The organism is Prochlorococcus marinus XMU1404, from assembly GCF_017696175.1.
In the GTDB taxonomy this organism is placed as follows: Bacteria; Cyanobacteriota; Cyanobacteriia; order PCC-6307; family Cyanobiaceae; genus Prochlorococcus_A; species Prochlorococcus_A marinus_X.
The window spans coordinates 153,736-173,161 of record NZ_JAAORE010000003.1; the positions used below are offsets into that span (position 1 = coordinate 153,736).

Genomic DNA, 19,426 nt, shown 5'->3' on the forward strand with positions numbered 1-19,426 from the left:
CCATAATTTTCTTGAAGACTTAATAATTCTCTTTATTAAGACCATTTTCAGAGATAATAAAGATTAAGTCGCTAAATTTATAGTGAAAATAGGAGATTTTGTAATAGACGGCAGGAAAAAAGCTTTTATTGTTGCTGAAATTGCTCAGGCTCATGATGGATCCTTAGGTCAAGCTCATTCATATATAGACGCAGTTTCGAAGGCAGGGGCAGATGCAATAAAATTTCAAACACATATTGCAGAGGCTGAATCTACCATTGATGAAGGATTTAGAACTGCAATGAGTAGCCAAGATCAGAACAGATTTGAATACTGGAAACGAGTCTCATTTACTACCGAACAGTGGCTTGAGCTCTCGGAACACTCTAAAGAAAAGGGTCTTATTTTCTTGAGCAGTGCTTTTTCTGAAGAGGCAGTAAATTTACTTGCAGAGATAGGTATGCCTGCATGGAAATTAGGTTCGGGAGAAGTTTTTAATTATTCAATTATTGATTTAATGATTATGAAAGGCGGACCGATTTTGTTAAGCACGGGTATGAGTTCATGGAACGAAATTATAAAAAGTATTAATTACATACTCAATAAGGGAGGTGATCCTGCCGTTTTGCAATGCACCACAAAATATCCTACACCGTTAAAAGAAGTCGGTTTAAATGTTCTCAAAGAGTTTAAAGAAAAATTCAATATTCCTTATGGTATTTCTGATCATTCAGGAACACCTTGGCCATCTTTAGCTGCACTAGCTTTAGAAATAGACTTATTAGAAGTTCATGTTACTTTTGATAGATCAATTTACGGCCCTGATTCTTCTTCTTCTCTAAACTTTTCAGAACTTTCTATGATTTGCCAAGCAAATAATGCATTTTCAATTATGAGAGAAAATCCAGTAGATAAAGATAAGACAGCAAAAATGCTTGAAAGTACAAAATCTTTATTTACTAAAAGCTTAAGTCCTAAATATAATTTAGCTGCTGGGACAAAACTAACAAAAGATATGCTGACACTGAAAAAACCAAGTGGAGGATTTAATATCAATCAAATTGATAAAGTAATTGGGAAGAAACTAAAAGAAGCTCTTCCTTCAAATAAAATTCTTATGCCTCATCATTTAGAATAAAATCAAAGAAGTACAAAGAAATTAAAAATATGCGTAAAATCTGCATAATTGTAAATAGTAGAGCGAATTACGGAAGGATTAAAACTGTTCTACAAGCATTAAAGAATGATTCAAATGTACAATTGCAAATTATTGTTGGTGCTTCTGCAGTATTAGAACGATTTGGAAATGTTAGTAAAATAATTTCTAATGATGGATTTAAAATTGACAGCATGCTTTATTCGGTTGTTGAGGGTGAAAATCCAACTACAATGGCAAAATCAACTGGATTAGCAATTATAGAATTATCAACAATTTTTGAAAATTTAAAACCAGATGTAGTTTTGACAGTCGCAGATAGATATGAAACTTTAGCTACTGCTATAGCCTCAAGTTATATGAATATTCCTTTAGCTCACACTCAAGGTGGTGAAGTAACTGGTTCGATTGATGAAAGCGTTAGACATGCTATTACGAAATTGGCCCATTTACATTTTCCAGCGACAAAATTATCAGAACAAAATTTATTAAAACTTGGAGAAGATCCCTCTACAATTTACATGACAGGTTGTCCAGCTATGGATATCGTTGCTAGTCAAGACCTCACATTAGAAGATGATTTCTTTGTGAAATACAAAGGGGTTGGTCCAAACCTAGATCCGCATAAACCTTATCTTGTTGTATTACAACATCCCGTAACCACTGAATACGGTCAGGGTTTTAATCAAATAAAAGAGACTATAAAGGCTGTTCAAGAAATTAATATTCAAACAGTTTGGCTTTGGCCAAATATAGATGCCGGTTCTGATGAAGTTTCTAAAGGAATAAGAATTTTTCGAGAACGAGAAAACCCATCCAATATTCATTTTTATAAAAATTTCTCTCCTGAAGACTATATAAAATTAATTGGAAATTGTATTTGCCAAGTTGGAAACTCAAGTTCTGCATTAAGAGAAGGTAGCTTTCTTGGAGTTCCAGTTGTAAATATTGGTACTCGTCAAAATAATAGAGAATGCGCTGAAAATGTTATTCACGTCGACCATAATTTTCAGAATATAAAAAACGCAATAAATTACCAAATAAAGCATTCAAAATATGAGAGTTCAAAAATATTCGGAGATGGTGATTCAGGTAAAAAAATCGCAAAAATATTGGCTAAAGCAGAATTTAAGATTCAAAAAAAATTGCATTTTCTAAACTAGATAGGTATTATTCGATAAGCTTTAATTTTCTAATATTGGTAGAAAATAACAGAAAAAAAATAATTCAAGAGTTAACAAAAAATCTTTTTGATATAAAACGATGGCCACATTACCAATTAATGTTTGACCATCTAGATTCAATTATTGAAAAAATTCAAGATGATGGTAAATTTGCAATCCTAGAAAGATGCTATATATATGGAGGCTTATCTATTTTCTCAAGTCTCTTTGACACTAAGAATTTAGATATTTTTGATTTTGTTCCACCTAAATCTTTAGAAGAAAATAGAAAAAATTATCAAAAAAATAAACTAGATTTACTCCCTTTATCAAAAGCAAAAATGAGGGAGGCAGAAAAAGTTGTAACTACAAACAATTTAATGGATTCTTTAAAACAAAAAGAACTTTATGACTACATATTTGTACCTAATGTTTTACACCATTATCCCAATCCTTATGATTTATTTAAGATATGCAACAGAGCCTTGAAAGAAAAAGGTTGCTTATATATTTTTGATGCAACACTAAGAGAAAATCATCAAAAACCTGATGATTTCCTTCGTTTTACACCTGATGGAATAACTTATGGTTTAGAAAGTAATAGATTTAAAATAAAAGAAATCTTTACTTCAAATTCTCCTTTAGAAGCTCTATTGTATACTACAGATCAAGTTATACAGTACGATTTGCCAAGTGAACTTCTTACTGAGATAAAAAAAATGAATAATCTGATAAAAGAAAAATACTCATCAGAGTTAAAAATAAATTTTAAAAATAAAGTAAGAAATAATACATCATTTCCAATAGCTTATTCAGTATTAGCTGAGAAAATAAGGATATAAATTATTAAATAATTTTATAATTAAAATAATATTTCAAAATGACTTTTTTAGAAAAAAAAATTTTAGCCGTCGTACCAGCCAGAGGGGGAAGTAAGGGGATTCCGAAAAAAAACTTAAAAAAAATTTGTGGCAAATCTTTAATTAATCACGCTGCAGAAATCTGCAATGCACTTAAATGGATTGACTATTCTTTGTTATCTACTGATGATAATGAAATTGCAGAAGAGGGAATTAAATGTGGACTAAATGTTCCATTTATGAGGCCCAAAGATCTAGCCCTTGACAATTCTAATTCAATCGAAATGTGGAGGCATGCTTGGTTAGAAACTGAGAAAATATTGCAAGAAAGTTTTGATATTTCAATATTACTTGAACCAACAAGTCCTATGCGAAAAGAAAGGGATATTGAAAATTGCGTAAAAAAACTTATAGAAAATAACTACTCTAGTGTAGCAACAGTAAGTTTAACTCCGGCTCATTTTAGACCCCATAAAACATTAGAAGTAACGAAGAGAGGTATGATTAATTTTTATTTACCAAGAGATGACTCATACAGCCTAAGACAAAACATTCCAAATTATTTTCATAGGAATGGAATATGTTACGCATTAACAAGAGAGAAACTTATAGAAGAAAAAGTAATTCTAGACGAATCTACACATGCGATGATTATAAAAAGAGATGTTGTTAATATTGACGAGCCTTTTGATTTAGAACTTGCAGAATTTTTACTAAAACGTTTATGAAAATACTTATTTTTATTGAGCATTCGGCTATTATTAGACATTTTATTGATAGTAATGCATTTTCTCTAATAGCTAAAAAGCATGAAGTTGTTTACGCACTTCCATTTGGACATAAAAGATTAGGCAAATTGAAAAAAAAAGATGTAAAAATAAAATACGCAAAAATAGTTAATCTTCCAGTTGATGAAAAAAGGGTTTCACTTTGGAGCAGTAGATTTTCAGTTGAGCTATTAAAAGGTTTAAAAGGTTGGAATAGTTTTCAGATAAAAAATTCAAGAAGAATATTCAAAAACTTAAACCCTTTAAAAATATATTTTTTGTATAGATTTTTTGGAATGCCTTTAATTTTTGATATATTTACTTATCTAGTTAACAGAAAGTTAATTAAAAATCCTAATAAAAAATTAGAAGCTTTAGTAAAAAAAGAGAAACCTGATGTAATTATTCATCCAAGTGTTTTATCAGGTGTATACATAAATGATTTGGTATATGTTGGTAATAATTTCAAAATCCCAATTATTGTCATAATGAATAGCTGGGATAATCCGAGTTCAAAAAGATCAGTAGTAAGTAATAATTATTGGCTGCTTGTTTGGGGTCCTCAAACAAAAATGCACGCTAGAAAATTAATGAATATGCCAGATAATAAAGTTATAGAATTTGGGGCGGCACAATTTGACATATACTCGAAAAATCCAAAAAGAAGTAGAGAAAATATACTTCTCTATCACAATATTAGAGATTTAAATTATCCAACTTTACTGTATGCTGGATCAAGCAAAAATACAGATGAATTTTCACATTTAAAAAAAATTGATAATGCAATTATTTTAAAAAAAATACCCAAAGTAAACATTATTTATAGACCACATCCATGGGGGGAAGGTGGGAAAAACAGTTCGAGATTTAGAAACTATCAATTTAAAAATATAGTGATTGATAGAAACATGAAAACCTATTTATTAAATAATAAAAAATTTGAATCAAACTTTTCAGCTAAATATTCTGATACAAGAGATCTTTTATATTCAGTAGATGCAGTGATTTCGCCATTATCGACAATTTTAATCGAAGCAATGATAATGGGTAAGTCTCCTTTATGTTTTATGCCAATAGATGAAAAAGATACTTTCCATTTTCAGCTTGCGAAATACAATACTCATTTTAAAGAACTTTTATCAAAGAAAGAAATAATAGTAGTTTGGGGGGGAAATAATTTATTAACTGGAATAAAAGATTTAATTAACAAAATAAAAAATAAAGAAAATCATACAAATCTAAAGAAAGAATCAGAATTTTTTGTAAAAAGTTTTAATGTCACTTTTAAAAAAAGAATATTAGATTTTGTTGAGGAAATTGATAAAAGTTCCAAGAATAAAATTATAAATTGAATATTATGAAACAAAAAAATACTGCTTTAATAAATATCTCATAATGGAAAGTCGTCCTATCATTCCAGTTATATTATGTGGAGGATCTGGCACAAGATTATGGCCACTATCAAGAAAAAGTTTTCCTAAACAATTTTTATCATTAAGTTCTAATTCCAATAAATCATTACTGCAACTTACTCAAGAAAGAATAAAAAACATAAAAGGTATACAACAACCAATATTAATTTGTAATGAGGAGCATAGATTTTTAGTTGCAGAACAAATGAGAGAAATAGATATTAATCCAATGTCAATACTTTTAGAACCATTTGGAAGGAATACATGCCCTGCTATAACTTTGGCAGCACTAAAGGCTATTGAAGTTACTGAAAATCCAATCTTATTAATCTTATCTTCTGATCATATTATAGAAGATGATGAAAAATTCAAACAGGTGATTGAGGCTGGTTTAAATTATGTAGAAAAAGATAAATTAGTTACCTTTGGTATTGTTCCAACTTCTCCCGAAACAGGATATGGTTACATTAAATCCACAGAATCAAAAACAGATTTAATTGCAATTGGATCAAAAATTGAGAGTTTTGTTGAAAAACCAAATTTAGAAAAGGCTAAAGAATTTATAAAAGATAAAAGATATACCTGGAATAGTGGAATGTTTTTATTTAAAGCAGAAACAATAATTAAAGAAATAAAACATTATTCACCAGAAATATTTAATCATTGTAGTAATGCATTAAAGGATGAACTTTTTGATCTGGATTTTCAAAGGTTAAATAAAGAAGATTTTTCTAAATGTCCAAATATTTCTATTGATTTTGCTGTTATGGAAAAAACAAATTTAGGAGTTGTCTTACCTCTTAATGCTGGTTGGAATGATATTGGAAGTTGGGATTCGGTCTGGGAAATTTCTAAAAAAGATAAGTATGAAAATGTGATTGAAGGAAATGTACTTGCAAAGGATACTAGGAATAGTTATTTAAGATCTGACAAAAGATTATTAGCTGCAATTGGTATTGAAGATATCATTGTAGTTGAAACAAGTGATGCAATACTGGTGGCATCAAAATCTAAGTCGCAAGAAGTAAAAGAAATTGTTGCCAAGTTAAAAGATCAAAAAATTCCTGAAGGGCAAGAGCATAAAAAAATTTATCGCCCTTGGGGATTTTATGAATCGATTGTTGAGGATTCACGTTGGAAAGTTAAATTGATAAATGTTATACCTGGAGAAAAATTATCTCTACAATTACATCACCACAGATCAGAACATTGGATTGTCGTTAAAGGCACTGCAAAAGTAGAAGTAGATAAATCAGAAATGATTCTTAATGAAAATCAAAGTACCTACATTCCTCTTGGTTCAAAACATAGATTATCCAATCCAGGGGAAGTACCTCTTTTATTAATTGAAGTCCAAAGTGGTTCCTATCTTGGTGAAGATGATATTGAAAGATTTGAAGATAGTTATGGTCGGATTTAGTAAACTTAAGATTAAATTTTTGATGATTAAATATCATTACTTCATAGATAAGAAGAACAAGATACTAGTATCATAAATGAATAGATAGTTAAGAATATATGAAAATTTTGATTACTGGAGCTGCTGGTTTTATTGGTTATCACTTAACTAAGAAACTATTAGAAAAAAATAATTTTTGTATAGGTATTGATAATTTTAATTCCTATTATGATCCAAATCTTAAGCATGCCCGTTTTGAGAACTTACAAAGAATTGCTGAAGAAAATAATAATAACTTTAAGATGATAAATGGAGACATCAAAGATCAGATTACTTTAGATAAAGTTTTTCAAAAAAATCAACCTAATGTAGTTGTTAATCTTGCTGCGCAAGCTGGAGTAAGATATTCACTGGACAATCCTTCTGCTTACATACAAAGTAATATAGTAGGCTTTGCAAATTTATTAGAAGCTTGCCGCAATTTTCAAGTCAAACATCTTGTTTATGCCAGTAGTAGTTCTGTTTATGGAGGTAATACTAATATGCCCTTTACTGAAAAGCACGGAGTTGATCATCCTATAAGTCTTTATGCTGCCACAAAAAAAGCGAACGAATTGATGGCTCATTCATATAGTCATCTCTACTCTATTCCTGCGACAGGATTAAGATTTTTTACTGTATATGGACCATGGGGTAGGCCTGATATGGCTCTTTTTCTCTTCACAAAATCAATCCTTAATAGAGAACCAATTAAAGTCTTTAATCATGGAAAGATGAAAAGAGCATTCACTTACATTGATGATATTGTAGAAAGCATACTAAAAATAATTGATAAGCCTCCCAAATCAAATAAGAAATTCGACACCCTAAATCCAAATCCAGCAAATAGTTGGGCACCACATAAAGTATTTAATATTGGCAATGCTAAACCAGTATCTTTAAATGATTATATAAGTGCAATAGAGGATTCTTTAGGAATCAAAGCAGAAAAATTATTGCTTCCTATTCAACCGGGAGATGTCGAGTGTACCTCATCAGATTGTTCAGCCTTAGAATCATGGATAGATTTCAAACCTAATACTCCAATAAAAGTTGGTATTAAAAAATTCACAAAATGGTATAGAGAGTTTTATGGTGTCTAATAAAGAACTTATCATAGATATTTACCCAGACCTTAATAAGTGCGTTGTGGCAATAATAGGACTTGGCTATGTAGGATTACCTCTTTTGGTGGCTTTAGCACAAAATAAAGATAATGAAATTGAATTTAGAAATATTCATAGAAAAATTATAGGTTTTGACATAAATGAAGAGAGACTAGAAGAATTAAAGAAAGGAATTGATAGAACAAATGAAATAACAAAAAATGAATTGAAGAATTCAAATATTTTTAAACTTACAAATAAAATAGAAGATATTACTCAAGCGGATATCTTTATTATTACTGTACCTACCCCAATAGATGAAAATAAAAAGCCTGATTTAAAAGCTTTAAAAAGTGCTTCTATGACAGTGGCCAAGGCCCTTAAATTAAGAGCTCAAAAACAAGATATTAAAACTACAAAGAAAATTCCAATAGTTATCTATGAAAGTACTGTTTATCCAGGAACAACTGAAGAGATTTGCATACCTATAATTGAAAAACATTCTGGATTAATCTACGATGATTTACAAAATAAAGAGAAAACTTTTTCTTGTGGATACAGTCCCGAAAGAATAAATCCTGGAGATAAGGAGCACAAACTAGAAGATATTATTAAAGTTACGAGTGGATCTAATAAGATAGTATCAATTTGGATTGATAAATTTTATGGCTCTGTTATAAAAGCTGGAACTTTTATGGCTGCAAATATTAAAACTGCAGAAGCGGCTAAAGTCATCGAAAATACTCAAAGAGACTTAAACATAGCATTAATAAATGAACTGGCTATTATTTTTAAAATGATAGGAATTGATACCCTTGAAGTCCTTGAAGCAGCATCAACTAAATGGAATTTCCTGCCGTTTAAACCTGGATTGGTTGGTGGCCATTGTATTGGTGTTGATCCATATTACTTAACTTATAAAGCTGAATCATTAGGTTATTTACCCGAGGTTGTCTTAGCAGGAAGAAAAATAAATGATGGTATGAGTAAATGGATTGCAGAACAAATAATCTTGGAAATGTCCAAAAAAAATATTTCAATTTCATCATCAAAAGTTTTAATTCTTGGTTTTTCTTTTAAGGAAAATTGTCCTGATATTAGAAATACAAAAGTGTTTGATTTAATAAATTTTTTAAAAGTTTATAACTTAGATTTTGAAGTTGTAGATCCCTGGGTTAATAAAAAAGAAGCAGAAAAAGTTTGCGGCATTTCAATTCAAAACAAATTTCATAAAAACAAAAAATATGATGTAGTTATTTCTTGCGTGGCTCACCAACAATTTCTCGATATTTCGCTTAATGAATGGAGAAATCTTATTAAAGATAATGGTATATTATTTGACTTAAAAGGTTTTATTCCAAGAAAATTAAATCCAATTAGAATTTAATTAAGTACCAAATGAAGAAAGTTGCTTTAATATTTGGAATATCTGGGCAAGATGGTGCATTCTTAGCTGATTTACTTTTAAAAAAAGATTATGAAGTTCATGGAACTTCCAGAGATGCTGAAATCAACATTTTTTCATCTTTAACAGAAATTGGAATCAAAGCAAAAGTGAATTTGCATTCAGCTACTCTTACTGATTTTCATAGTACATTACAAGTTATAGAGAAGGTGAATCCTTCCGAAATTTATAATTTAGCAGGACAATCTTCAGTGGGGCTTTCATTTGATCAGCCAGTTGAAACTTTGGAGAGTATTACTACAGCAACTATAAATATTTTAGAAGCTATAAGATTTCTTGGTAAAAGTATTCGTTTTTATAATGCAGGATCATCAGAATCATATGGTAATACGGGAGAATTACCAGCTGATGAAAAAACTCCTTTTAGACCTAAGAGTCCCTATGGGGTGGCCAAAGCAGCGGCGTTCTGGCATGTTTCTAACTACAGAAATAGTTACGGCTTATTTGCTTGTTCAGGAATTATGTTTAATCATGAATCAATATTAAGACCTTCAAGGTTTGTCACAAAAAAGATTTGCCAATCAGCAGCAAGAATTGCTTTAGGAGAAATTTCTTCACTAAAGCTTGGAGATATACAAATAAAAAGAGATTGGGGATGGGCTCCTGAATACGTAGAGGCTATGTGGAAAATGCTTCAACAAGAAAACCCTGAAGACTTTGTTATAGCAACGGGTAAATTAAGCAGCTTGAATGAATTTATTAGTTGTGCATTTTCAGCATTAAATTTAAATTGGGAAGATCATGTTATTAGAGATGATATTTTGTATAGGCCATCTGAAATCAAATCTGGTTTTGGATGCCCTATAAAAGCAAATAAAAAGCTATTTTGGGAAGCGAAAACACTAATGCCTGAAATCGCAAATATTATGACACTTAAAGAATTTCACAAAATTAAGAATTCTAATTTTAAAAAGCCGTGAAAGATAATTTTCGATATCTAAAGAACAGTTTAACTTGTTTCCCTTGGAAAATACTTAGCAAGATAAATATTTATAAAGACATATCTCCACCAATTAAATATGTTGCAGAGGAAGCAAATTGGGCGATTAAAAATGTTGGAGAGAATATGAAAAGAGAATTGGATATTATAAATCCTCAAAAATTTGAGATAACAACAAACCCTTCAAAAATTACAAAAAAAATTGTTCATTTTGGCTCTCAATATATGTGGTTAAATTGGGGTTCACACATGTCAAAAGATAACTATTTTATTTCTACATTCTTTCATGGAAAACCTTCGGACGGTGATGAGGTTAAATATCATATTGAACGATTTTTGAAAAGTGTTCCCAGACTTCAAAAAGTAATAACTGCCTCAACAATTGTGGAGAAAAGATTATTAAATTGGGGAGTCCCATCAGAAAAAATAATAAAAATTCCTCTAGGTGTAAATACAAAAAAATTCATACTTCCCAGTAAGGAAAGACAATCCAAGATCAGAGATTTATTAAATATTCCACGTGAATCTATATTGATTGGATCCTTTCAAAAAGATGGTATAGGCTGGGGAGAAGGTTTAAAACCAAAGTTAATAAAAGGTCCTGACATTTTTGTGCAAACCTTAAAAAGGTTATCAAAAAAAGGCTTGCCTGTTTACGCTCTGCTTACTGGACCATCAAGAGGTTATGTAAAAGAAAAGCTTAAACAAGCTAATATTCCTTTCTTTCATTCTTACGTAACTAATTCAGATGAACTTATTCCTTTATATCAAGCATTAGACCTATATCTAATCACCTCAAGGGAAGAGGGTGGACCTTTGGGGTTAATCGAAAGTATGGCATGTGGAGTTCCTGTAGTTTCAACGCGAGTTGGCATGGCCGAAGATGTTATTCAAGATGATATTCCAGGAGAGATATCGCGAACCATTGATTCAAAAAATTTAGCTAATAAAGTAGAACTAATCCTAAATAGTTTTTATAAAAATAAAAAAGAATCTCAAAAATTAATAAGAAAACATATCATAAGATTTGATTGGGAAGAGATAGCTAAACAACATTGGGAAAAAGTTTATAAAGAATTAATTTGATGACAAAACTTTTGAGATTCTTTTCAATAATTAAAAAGCCAATTAAAAAAATATGGACTATTAGAGAGTCTATAAAATTAATTTATAATTATTTATTTATTGCATCAAACTATAATTCAAAAAATCCTAAATTATATTACGGAGGATCACTAATAGGTAATATTGGAGGCCCATTAGTAAAAGTTAAAAAGTTAAATCAGTTCTTCCCAGAACATAATTGGAACTTTAATATAATTTATCTACTGTCAAATTCAATATACTTATCATCTGCTTCAATTAATCTTATAAGAAAAAAAAAGGTCCCAGTTATTCTTAATCAAAATGGAGTTTTTTATCCAGAATGGTTTAAAGGAAATTGGAAGGAAGAAAACCATAAAATGTCAAAAATTTATCACTCTGCTGATTATGTTCTTTGGCAATCAAATTTCTGTAAAAAAGCCTCTGAGAAATTTCTTGGCAACAGGATAGGTAATGGTGAAATACTCTATAATGCGGTTGATACATCAATCTTTACCCCAAAAAATAGATCGAAAAATAAATTCTTTACATTTTTAATCACAGGGAATATTAGAAAAATTAGCAACTATCGTATAATATCTGTTCTTTATGCATTAAAAAATTTTATTTCCGAAAATTATAATATCCAACTAATAATTGCAGGTTTTATTGAGGATAGAAAATACATTAATTTAAAAATTAAGCAGCTAAATTTAGAAAATCATATTAAATTTTATGAGGAATATTCTCAAAGAGATGCTCCAAAAATATATCAAGAAGCAGATGCATATATAACAATGACTTTTCAAGATAATTGCCCTACAGCAGTACTTGAAGCTATGGCTAGTGGTCTTCCGATTTTATACTCTTCTAGTGGAGGGATACCAGAATTAGTAGGGGAAGAATCAGGTATAGGAATTAATGTTGAAGAAAATTGGGATCAAACCATGGTTCCTAATGATTCTACTATTGCAAATGGGATGAAGGAAATAATTGATAAAAAAAATATTATGTCACAAGCCTCAAGAATTAGAGCAGTTGAGTTTTTTGATATAAAAAAATGGATTGTTAGGCATATAAATATTTTCGAAAAACTTCTCGATCAATAATTTTAGTTACTAGAAATTATTATTTTTTATATAAAAGATACTACTAAGAGAGCAAGGAAGGGGGAGGTTAAAAGTTTTTTTCAAAAAATTTATTTAAAAAAATATACTAAAGTTGAAATAAATGATTAGTAATTTTTAGCTAAATTTTGCGCCAAACTGCTAAAAGCTTACCTTGAAATATAACTTCATCCAAATTTAATTCAATAGGTTCATAATTTGGATTGGCTGCCTCTAAAAATATTTTTGCTCCTCTTTTGAAAAAGTACTTCAATGTTGTACCGGAGCCTGGAACCATTGCGCTCACAATTGTTCCATTTATTAGAGAATTAGAATCTCTTATAGGTTCCATCAAAACCATATCTCCATCAGCTATACATGCATCAATCATTGAATCACCATTAACTGTGAGTGCAAAAACATCCTTTTTCTTAAATACATCTGTAATGTCAAGATTTTCATAGACATCTGAAAAAGTTTCAATTAATCCGCCTGCGGCTACCGATCCTTTAATAGGAATTCCATCAATAATTTCATCAACCAATTTAAGAGTTCTCGCTTTACCTTCCTGCCAAGAAATAAAGCCCTTATCTTGAAGATGTTTAAGCCTACTTTGAATAGGCGCTGGTGACTTTAAACCCATTGCGTTCATCATTTGCCTTATTGAAGGGCTATGTTGAAAATCTCTCACATAATCTCTTATCCACTGATAAAGCTCGTTTTGGGCTTCAGTGAGATTATCGCCTGAATAGTTAACCAAGGAACATATGTACTCTAATACATTTGTACCTTTTAAATCGCCTTTTTGCAAGTTCTAGGAAAGAAGTGATGCTAAAAGGGCTTGTTGAACATGAAGTCTATTTTCTGCTTGTTCGAAAATTCGACTATTTTTACTTTCGAACACTTCATTAGTTATTTCTTTGTCTCGATATGCTGGAAGACAATGTAAAACAATTGCATCTTTTTTTGCTTTCTTCAATAAATCATTATTAATATTAAATCCATCAAAATCTATATCTTTTTTTTCTTTTTTATTTTCTTCACCCATTGAGGACCAAACGTCTGTGTACAAAACATTTGACCCAACTACAGCCACGTGAGGATCATTTATGATTTTCAAAAAATCTTTTTTATTACTTATCTCTAACGCTTTTTTTATAATTGCACTATTTGGTTCATATCCCTTTGGACAAGAAATTCTCACTTCCACATCAAGTAATGCTCCACATAAAATAAGTGAATTTGCAACATTATTGCCATCGCCTATAAATGTTAAAACAACTTTACTAAAATCATTAAATTCCTCTTTAATTGTCATAAAATCAGCCAAAGCTTGGCATGGATGCTCTAAATCAGTGAGTGCATTTATAACAGGCTTGGAAGACCACCGCGCATATTCTTCCAAATCTGATTGTTTAAAAGTTCTTATTGCAAGTGCATCACAATATCTGCTTAGAACTCGAGCTGTATCTCTTATAGGCTCGCCCCTGCCTATCTGTGAAGTAGTTGGATTTAAATCAATAGTGGTCCCGCCAAGTCGTGACATTGCCACTTGAAAGCTAACTCTCGTACGGGTAGAAGATTTATCAAAAATGAGTCCCAAAACTTTGTTTTTAAGTTGAATATTTATATCTTTATTTTTAAAATTTTGAGCAAGATTTAGTAAATTTATAACTTCTTCATTTGAAATATCCAAGGATGATAAAAAATTTGAACTTACAATCTTATTTGGTTTTAGCATCATTTTTATAAAGATGACCTAAATTCTACTATGCAGGCATTTTACTTTCAGCAAGTAGCGTTTTGAGATCCTCTCCTTCTATAACCTCTTCTTTAAGTATCTTTTGTGAAATAGATTCTAATAAAGGTAAATTATTCCTCAAAATATTCAATGCTGTCTCATGAGCATCATCAACTAATTCTCTTACTTCTTTATCTATAGCTTGTGCTGTAGCATCACTGACTGATCTTCTTGGATTATTGCCGTTACCCAAGAATTGACCACCACCTTGTTTGTCATAAGCTAGGGGTCCAAGTATATCACTCATTCCAAAAGTACCAACCATTTGCTCAGCAATATCAGTAGCTCTTTGGAGATCATTTGAAGCTCCAGTTGTGACTTTCCCAAAAACCACTTCTTCAGCTGATCTTCCACCAAGCAGTGTGGCTATTTGTCCTTTCAACTCATCCTTGGAGTTGAGAAATCTTTCTTCTGTAGGAAGTTGAAGTGTATAACCTAGAGCACTCATGCCTCTAGGTACAATTGAAATTTTTGCAACTTTTGATCCTCCTGGCATGAGGTGGCCCACAATGGCATGGCCGACTTCATGGTATGCCACAACTTTCTTCTCGTCATCTTGGAGAACTCTACTTTTTTTCTCTAGACCTGCTACCACTCTCTCAATAGCTTCACTCAAATCTCTTTGCTCTACACTTTTTCTTTTAGCTCTTGCTGCAAGTAAAGCTGCTTCATTAACCATATTAGCCAAATCTGCCCCTGCGAATCCACTTGTAGCTTGTGCAATTGAGTCTAAATCTATAGAGTCTGCTAATTTAACCTTTTTTGTATAAATTTCAAGGATTGTTTTCCTACCGGATAAATCAGGCCTATCTACTAAAACTTGCCTATCAAATCTACCAGGTCTCAAAAGTGCTGCATCAAGTACTTCTGGCTGGTTAGTAGCAGCAAGTACAATAACTGGCTTATCTGTAGATGCAAATCCATCCATTTCAGTAAGTAGTTGATTTAATGTTTGTTCCCTCTCATCATTACCCCCAACAACTCCCATTGATCCCGAACGGCTTTTGCCAATAGCATCTAACTCATCAATAAAAATTATGCAAGGAGCTTTTTTCTTAGCTTGTTCAAATAAGTCCCTAACTCTTGCCGCGCCAGCACCCACAAAAAGTTCAACAAATTCAGAACCTGAAATAATGAAAAAAGGAACTTCTGCTTCACCAGCAACAGCTTTTGAAAGAAGTGTTTTACCTGTTCCTGGAGGTCCGACCAAGAGAACACCTTTAGGTATTCTTGCTCCAATATCGGTATATCTTTCTGGTTTTTTTAGAAAATCAACTATTTCTGTTAATTCGTCCTTAGCTTCATCAACTCCTGCAACATCAGCAAATGTTACTTTTGATTCATCATCAGGTACATAAACCTTAGCTTTACTTTTAGTAAAACTTAGAGCTCCTTGAGCACCTCCACCACCCATACTTCTTCTAGCAAAGAATTGTAAAACTAGTATAAAAATTAATGGAGGAACAACCCAGCTCAAAATTGTTGAGAAGAAATTAGGTTTTTTAGGAGGAGCAGCAGCAAATTCCACCCCTTTACTTTCTAACCTTTGTGGAAGGTCCATATCAAAAATTGGGGTTGTCGCCAATACAGAGGGTGAACCTTCCTCAGCTCCATTCAATTCATATCTAATTTGTTCTTGAGTTATATATGCTCTCTTAACTTCCCCATCATTAACTTGATCTATAAACAAAGAGTAAGGAACCCTAGGGATTTGCATATTTTGATTAGGGAAAAGACTGCTAAATAAAAGTAATGCTCCAACTCCTATCAAAATTATATTTACAATTCCAAATCTTCTATTAGGTTGATTATCGTCTTGTCTTATTGGCATGATGGTGGTCAAATTTGAACTTATTATAAACTAAACGAAGAGTTTCCGTATCCGTATTTTTTTTTGGGGTAAGAACCGTACGGTACTTTGACCTAAATAAATTGGTAATAAAGATTAATTCTCAAATGAACTTTTAATGCAAATATCATTGCCAATCAAACTAACCCTAAGATCACTTAATTTGATAATTTCATTCATTTCTGCAAATTCAAAATCACCAAAAGGATTCATACTAGTTTCTCCACCTAAAATTTTTGGAGCGATAAAAGTAATAATTTCCTGAACACAATTAGATTGCATAGCAGCAGTCGCTAATCTAGGGCCACATTCCCATAGAACTTTATTACATCCTCTTTTAGCAAGTATTTTTGAAATCAACTCTGGATTGTCTGATGATACCTTTTCGACCTCTACACATTTGGGAATCCTTGTGAGGTAACTTTCATTTGCTGTAGAAGAATCATAAATAACTATAGTTTTTGCCTTACTACAATCCCAAAGATTAGATTTTAAAGGAAGATCTAAACTTTTTGTGAAAACAACTCTCAAAGGCTCAGGATACTTTAAACCTCTTGTAGTCAAAAGTGGATTATCTTTCCTTAATGTGTTTCCACCAATGATAATTGCATCAAATTCTGCTCTAAAAGAGTGAACTAATGACCTTGATTCTTCATTAGTAATCCATTTACTCTTACCATTTTTTAAACCTATTCTGCCATCAATACTCATAGCCCATTTAAGAACACCAAATGACTTTTGAGTAATATTTCTATGAATAAAAGCTTTGTTTAATTCTAAGGATTCTTTCTCACATAATCCTAAGTGAACTTGAATTCCTGCTTCTTTTAAAAGTTTAATACTTTTCCCAGAGACTCTTTTATCAGGATCTTGAATCGATATATAGACCTTCCTTATCCCTGAAGATATTACCTTATCTACACATGGAGGTGTTTTACCTTGATGACAGCAAGGTTCGAGATTCACATACATTGATCCCCCTTTTGCATCCTTTTTTAAATTACTAAAAGCCATTGCCTCAGCATGAGGCATCCCTGCCTTGTAATGAAATCCTTCTGAAATAAGGTTTCCATTTTTATCAAGAATCACTGATCCTACCCTAGGGTTAGGACTAGTTGTATTATTGCCTAACGAAGCCAAAAAGAGTGCTCTTTTCATCCATTTTGTATGGCTTAAATTTATTTCAGACATCTTTTATATAAAATATTCAACTTAGTGATCTCCATTCTTTAACCACGAAGGGGGGGACAGGTAACTCTGAAAAGACTCCTGACAAAGATAATCTTAATGGTCTATTTTTATCTAAATTTTTAATCAATTTATCTAGATCGAATTCTGCCGCAGCTTGTCTTCCATCATTTGCTAATTCTACATTGAGTAATGTTTTATCACCTAAAAGCCACTGTTTTCTCCCTGATTCAACCCTCAAGTCAGTGGGATGATCAATCCTGAGATTTCCAGGATATCCTATTACTCTCAAGATCAATTTATCTTCAAAAAGAGGGGATTTATAAGCTACTAATTGCCAAGTTTCAAAGTCTAAATCCCTTAAAAACTCACTACTAGCATTCATTAATTCCCCATTCATTTCTGTTTCTGCAACTTCTGCAGATACTTTTAATGGGTTAAAAATAAAGGATAATAGTAAAAGTAAAGGTAATATACCTTTCAAAAAAATATTTTTATTTGATTTTGTAATTTTCTTCATTTTCAGAATCCATCAGAGCATCTAGAGTTACAGCTGTTCTTACAATAGCTTGATATCTTTTGATTATTTTACGATTTTTTTCTATAACTCGAGATAAGTTTAAAGTGTCTTTTTCAGAATAGCTAGATGTTAAATCGCTAGAATCTTCTTCAATAAACTCAAATTCACTATCTTTATTAATTAGAGTTAATAATAAATCATGTAATCTCTTTCTCCTTTCAGACAATTAATTAACTATGATAACTCGAATAATAATAAGATAATTTAATAAAACATTCAAACAATTAAGTTCCATTTCATAAATATTGATGACTGAAGTTAATAGAAAAATTCATGTAATTGGGATTAATTCTTATAAATTTGAGGATCTATCTTTAAAATTACAAAATTTATTCTTAGAAACAGAAAATATTGCAGTTCCAAATTCATATTTTGAAGAAATCAAATCATGGAGCGAAAATGGTCTATTAAAAAATAAATCATTTTTTTCGAGCAAAAGTAATAACGAACTTCTTAACTGGCTTAGATCTCAAAAAACTGATGTTATTTTAATTTCGAGAGGAGATCCACTTTGGTTTGGAATTGGGAGAATATTACTAGAAAACTTTTCAAAAGATGAATTAAGTTTCTACCCTTCAAATACTTGCATTCAATTAGCATTTAGTAAGATGAAAATCCCATGGCAAGATACTGTTAATGTAAGTATTCACGGCAGAGACACGAAAAAGTTTATTGAGGCTCTTAAAGCAAGGCCTTCAAATTTGGCTATCATTACAGATTCAAATAACAAAAGTTTAGAAATAATCAAAAAAAACTTATCAGAATTGAATCTGATTGACTTATATGATTTTTGGCTCTGTGAAGAAATAGGCTTTGATAATGAAAAAATAAAAAAATTAAATCTTAACGAGTCATTGCCTACTGATATATCAAGTTTGAATATTGTTGTTCTTACAAAAACAAAGAAGAATTATTCTAATAATCTCCCTCTTTTTGGAATTAGTGACTTTATTTTTGAAACTTTTGATGATAGACCTAATTTATTAACTAAAAGGGAGGTTCGGGTCCAAATCTTGGCTGATCTAGAGCTTCCTAACAATGGCGTCATCTGGGATATAGGAGCAGGTTGTGGGTCAATTGGTTTAGAAGCATTAAAATTAAGGCCTAATTTAGATTTGTTTTGTATCGACAAAAGGATTGGCTCAAAAGCATTAATACTAGAAAACTCAAAAAGGCTAGGCGTTAAACCAAAATTGATTTTAGAGGAAGATATAAACAATACTCTAGAAAAGAGAATTTTAAGTTCTATTGAAAAACCTAATAGATTAGTAATTGGAGGTTGCAATAAACAAACCAAACTTTTAGTTATTAAAAACCTATCTCAATATATGAATATTGGAGATATTATAGTCATCCCAATAATAGACATTGAAGCAATAAAAGAATTGAAAGAGCAATTAGAAGTTAAAAATTTCAAGACAAATTTAAATTTAATTCAAACTTACAAAAGCTTAAGTATCGCAGAGGGAATGAGAATAGAACCAAATAATCCTGTTTTTTTATTAAAAGGTAAAAAATCAATTTAAATGATTG

General features: G+C 30.9%; 18 protein-coding genes. 12 read left to right on the forward strand and 6 right to left on the reverse strand.

Annotated features, from left to right (window positions below; genetic code table 11):
- Positions 1 to 82 precede the first annotated feature (82 nt).
- The 11 genes from HA144_RS09645 to HA144_RS07145 all read left to right on the forward strand — a co-directional run bounded on the left by HA144_RS09645 (position 83) and on the right by HA144_RS07145 (position 12,478).
- The gene (locus tag HA144_RS09645) at positions 83 to 1,117 is read left to right on the forward strand and encodes an N-acetylneuraminate synthase family protein (RefSeq protein ID WP_209043387.1); all 1,035 of its coding nucleotides are present in this window, start codon (positions 83 to 85) and stop codon (positions 1,115 to 1,117) included.
- 29 nt (positions 1,118 to 1,146) lie between these two features.
- Positions 1,147 to 2,298, forward strand: a complete 1,152-nt coding sequence (neuC, locus tag HA144_RS07100; RefSeq protein ID WP_209043388.1) for a UDP-N-acetylglucosamine 2-epimerase — start codon at positions 1,147 to 1,149, stop codon at positions 2,296 to 2,298.
- A 35-nt stretch (positions 2,299 to 2,333) separates the two neighbouring features.
- Positions 2,334 to 3,140, forward strand: coding sequence for a methyltransferase domain-containing protein (locus HA144_RS07105; RefSeq protein WP_209043389.1), 807 nt, complete (start codon positions 2,334 to 2,336; stop codon positions 3,138 to 3,140).
- A gap of 38 nt (positions 3,141 to 3,178) precedes the next feature.
- Positions 3,179 to 3,886 carry a cytidylyltransferase domain-containing protein gene (locus HA144_RS07110; RefSeq protein ID WP_209043390.1) on the forward strand — a complete coding sequence of 236 codons (708 nt, stop codon included), beginning with the start codon at positions 3,179 to 3,181 and terminating at the stop codon, positions 3,884 to 3,886.
- A complete protein-coding gene (locus tag HA144_RS07115) occupies positions 3,883 to 5,277 on the forward strand; it encodes a hypothetical protein (protein WP_209043391.1) in 1,395 nt (464 codons plus the stop codon). Before HA144_RS07110 ends, HA144_RS07115 begins: the two co-directional genes overlap by 4 nt.
- Before the next feature lie 43 nt (positions 5,278 to 5,320).
- A complete protein-coding gene (locus HA144_RS07120) occupies positions 5,321 to 6,757 on the forward strand; it encodes a mannose-1-phosphate guanylyltransferase/mannose-6-phosphate isomerase (RefSeq protein WP_209043392.1) in 1,437 nt (478 codons plus the stop codon).
- A gap of 98 nt (positions 6,758 to 6,855) precedes the next feature.
- The gene (locus HA144_RS07125) at positions 6,856 to 7,878 is read left to right on the forward strand and encodes an NAD-dependent epimerase (RefSeq protein ID WP_209043393.1); all 1,023 of its coding nucleotides are present in this window, start codon (positions 6,856 to 6,858) and stop codon (positions 7,876 to 7,878) included.
- Complete coding sequence (locus tag HA144_RS07130) at positions 7,868 to 9,268, forward strand: nucleotide sugar dehydrogenase (protein WP_209043394.1); 1,401 nt, start codon at positions 7,868 to 7,870, stop codon at positions 9,266 to 9,268. Before HA144_RS07125 ends, HA144_RS07130 begins: the two co-directional genes overlap by 11 nt.
- An 11-nt stretch (positions 9,269 to 9,279) precedes the next feature.
- Positions 9,280 to 10,266 (forward strand): GDP-mannose 4,6-dehydratase, encoded by a 987-nt coding sequence (locus tag HA144_RS07135; protein WP_209043395.1) that lies wholly within the window; start codon positions 9,280 to 9,282, stop codon positions 10,264 to 10,266.
- Positions 10,263 to 11,372: a glycosyltransferase family 4 protein gene (locus tag HA144_RS07140; RefSeq protein WP_209043396.1), complete on the forward strand. Its 1,110-nt coding sequence runs from the start codon at positions 10,263 to 10,265 to the stop codon at positions 11,370 to 11,372. The genes HA144_RS07135 and HA144_RS07140 overlap by 4 nt, the downstream gene beginning before the upstream one ends.
- Positions 11,372 to 12,478, forward strand: a complete 1,107-nt coding sequence (locus tag HA144_RS07145; RefSeq protein WP_209043397.1) for a glycosyltransferase family 4 protein — start codon at positions 11,372 to 11,374, stop codon at positions 12,476 to 12,478. The genes HA144_RS07140 and HA144_RS07145 overlap by 1 nt, the downstream gene beginning before the upstream one ends.
- Before the next feature lie 139 nt (positions 12,479 to 12,617).
- On the opposite strand, the gene lexA is transcribed toward HA144_RS07145, so the two are convergent.
- The 6 genes from lexA to HA144_RS07175 form a co-directional block, all read right to left on the reverse strand.
- Positions 12,618 to 13,235: a transcriptional repressor LexA gene (lexA, locus tag HA144_RS07150; RefSeq protein ID WP_209043398.1), complete on the reverse strand. Its 618-nt coding sequence runs from the start codon at positions 13,233 to 13,235 to the stop codon at positions 12,618 to 12,620.
- Positions 13,236 to 13,289: 54 nt separating this feature from the next.
- Positions 13,290 to 14,216, reverse strand: a complete 927-nt coding sequence (gene argF, locus HA144_RS07155; RefSeq protein ID WP_209043792.1) for an ornithine carbamoyltransferase — start codon at positions 14,214 to 14,216, stop codon at positions 13,290 to 13,292.
- Between the two features lie 28 nt (positions 14,217 to 14,244).
- Positions 14,245 to 16,107 carry an ATP-dependent zinc metalloprotease FtsH gene (gene ftsH / locus HA144_RS07160; RefSeq protein WP_209043399.1) on the reverse strand — a complete coding sequence of 621 codons (1,863 nt, stop codon included), beginning with the start codon at positions 16,105 to 16,107 and terminating at the stop codon, positions 14,245 to 14,247.
- A gap of 114 nt (positions 16,108 to 16,221) precedes the next feature.
- A complete protein-coding gene (ribD, locus tag HA144_RS07165) occupies positions 16,222 to 17,316 on the reverse strand; it encodes a bifunctional diaminohydroxyphosphoribosylaminopyrimidine deaminase/5-amino-6-(5-phosphoribosylamino)uracil reductase RibD (protein ID WP_209043400.1) in 1,095 nt (364 codons plus the stop codon).
- Between the two features lie 16 nt (positions 17,317 to 17,332).
- Positions 17,333 to 17,833: a DUF3122 domain-containing protein gene (locus HA144_RS07170; protein ID WP_209043401.1), complete on the reverse strand. Its 501-nt coding sequence runs from the start codon at positions 17,831 to 17,833 to the stop codon at positions 17,333 to 17,335.
- On the reverse strand, positions 17,808 to 18,059 hold the full coding sequence (locus HA144_RS07175) for a hypothetical protein (protein ID WP_011863384.1): 252 nt from the start codon (positions 18,057 to 18,059) through the stop codon (positions 17,808 to 17,810). Before HA144_RS07175 ends, HA144_RS07170 begins: the two co-directional genes overlap by 26 nt.
- 82 nt (positions 18,060 to 18,141) lie before the next feature.
- Here HA144_RS07175 and cbiT point away from each other — a divergent pair, with 82 nt between their 5' ends.
- Entirely contained in the window at positions 18,142 to 19,419 is a 1,278-nt protein-coding gene (gene cbiT / locus HA144_RS07180) for a precorrin-6Y C5,15-methyltransferase (decarboxylating) subunit CbiT (protein ID WP_209043402.1), read from the forward strand.
- The last annotated feature ends 7 nt before the right edge of the window (positions 19,420 to 19,426 follow it).

Bases quoted from the DNA above. Each gene is read 5' to 3' on its own strand.
- HA144_RS07135 (WP_209043395.1), top strand. From the start codon at position 9,280: ATGAAGAAAGTTGCTTTAATATTTGGAATATCTGGGCAAGATGGTGCA.
- HA144_RS07110 (WP_209043390.1), top strand. From the start codon at position 3,179: ATGACTTTTTTAGAAAAAAAAATTTTAGCCGTCGTACCAGCCAGAGGG.
- argF (WP_209043792.1), bottom strand. From the start codon at position 14,216: ATGCTAAAACCAAATAAGATTGTAAGTTCAAATTTTTTATCATCCTTG.
- HA144_RS07170 (WP_209043401.1), bottom strand. From the start codon at position 17,833: ATGAAGAAAATTACAAAATCAAATAAAAATATTTTTTTGAAAGGTATA.
- cbiT (WP_209043402.1), top strand. From the start codon at position 18,142: ATGACTGAAGTTAATAGAAAAATTCATGTAATTGGGATTAATTCTTAT.
- HA144_RS07130 (WP_209043394.1), top strand. From the start codon at position 7,868: ATGGTGTCTAATAAAGAACTTATCATAGATATTTACCCAGACCTTAAT.
- neuC (WP_209043388.1), top strand. From the start codon at position 1,147: ATGCGTAAAATCTGCATAATTGTAAATAGTAGAGCGAATTACGGAAGG.
- ftsH (WP_209043399.1), bottom strand. From the start codon at position 16,107: ATGCCAATAAGACAAGACGATAATCAACCTAATAGAAGATTTGGAATT.
- HA144_RS07120 (WP_209043392.1), top strand. From the start codon at position 5,321: ATGGAAAGTCGTCCTATCATTCCAGTTATATTATGTGGAGGATCTGGC.
- HA144_RS07145 (WP_209043397.1), top strand. From the start codon at position 11,372: ATGACAAAACTTTTGAGATTCTTTTCAATAATTAAAAAGCCAATTAAA.
- HA144_RS07125 (WP_209043393.1), top strand. From the start codon at position 6,856: ATGAAAATTTTGATTACTGGAGCTGCTGGTTTTATTGGTTATCACTTA.
- HA144_RS07115 (WP_209043391.1), top strand. From the start codon at position 3,883: ATGAAAATACTTATTTTTATTGAGCATTCGGCTATTATTAGACATTTT.
- ribD (WP_209043400.1), bottom strand. From the start codon at position 17,316: ATGTCTGAAATAAATTTAAGCCATACAAAATGGATGAAAAGAGCACTC.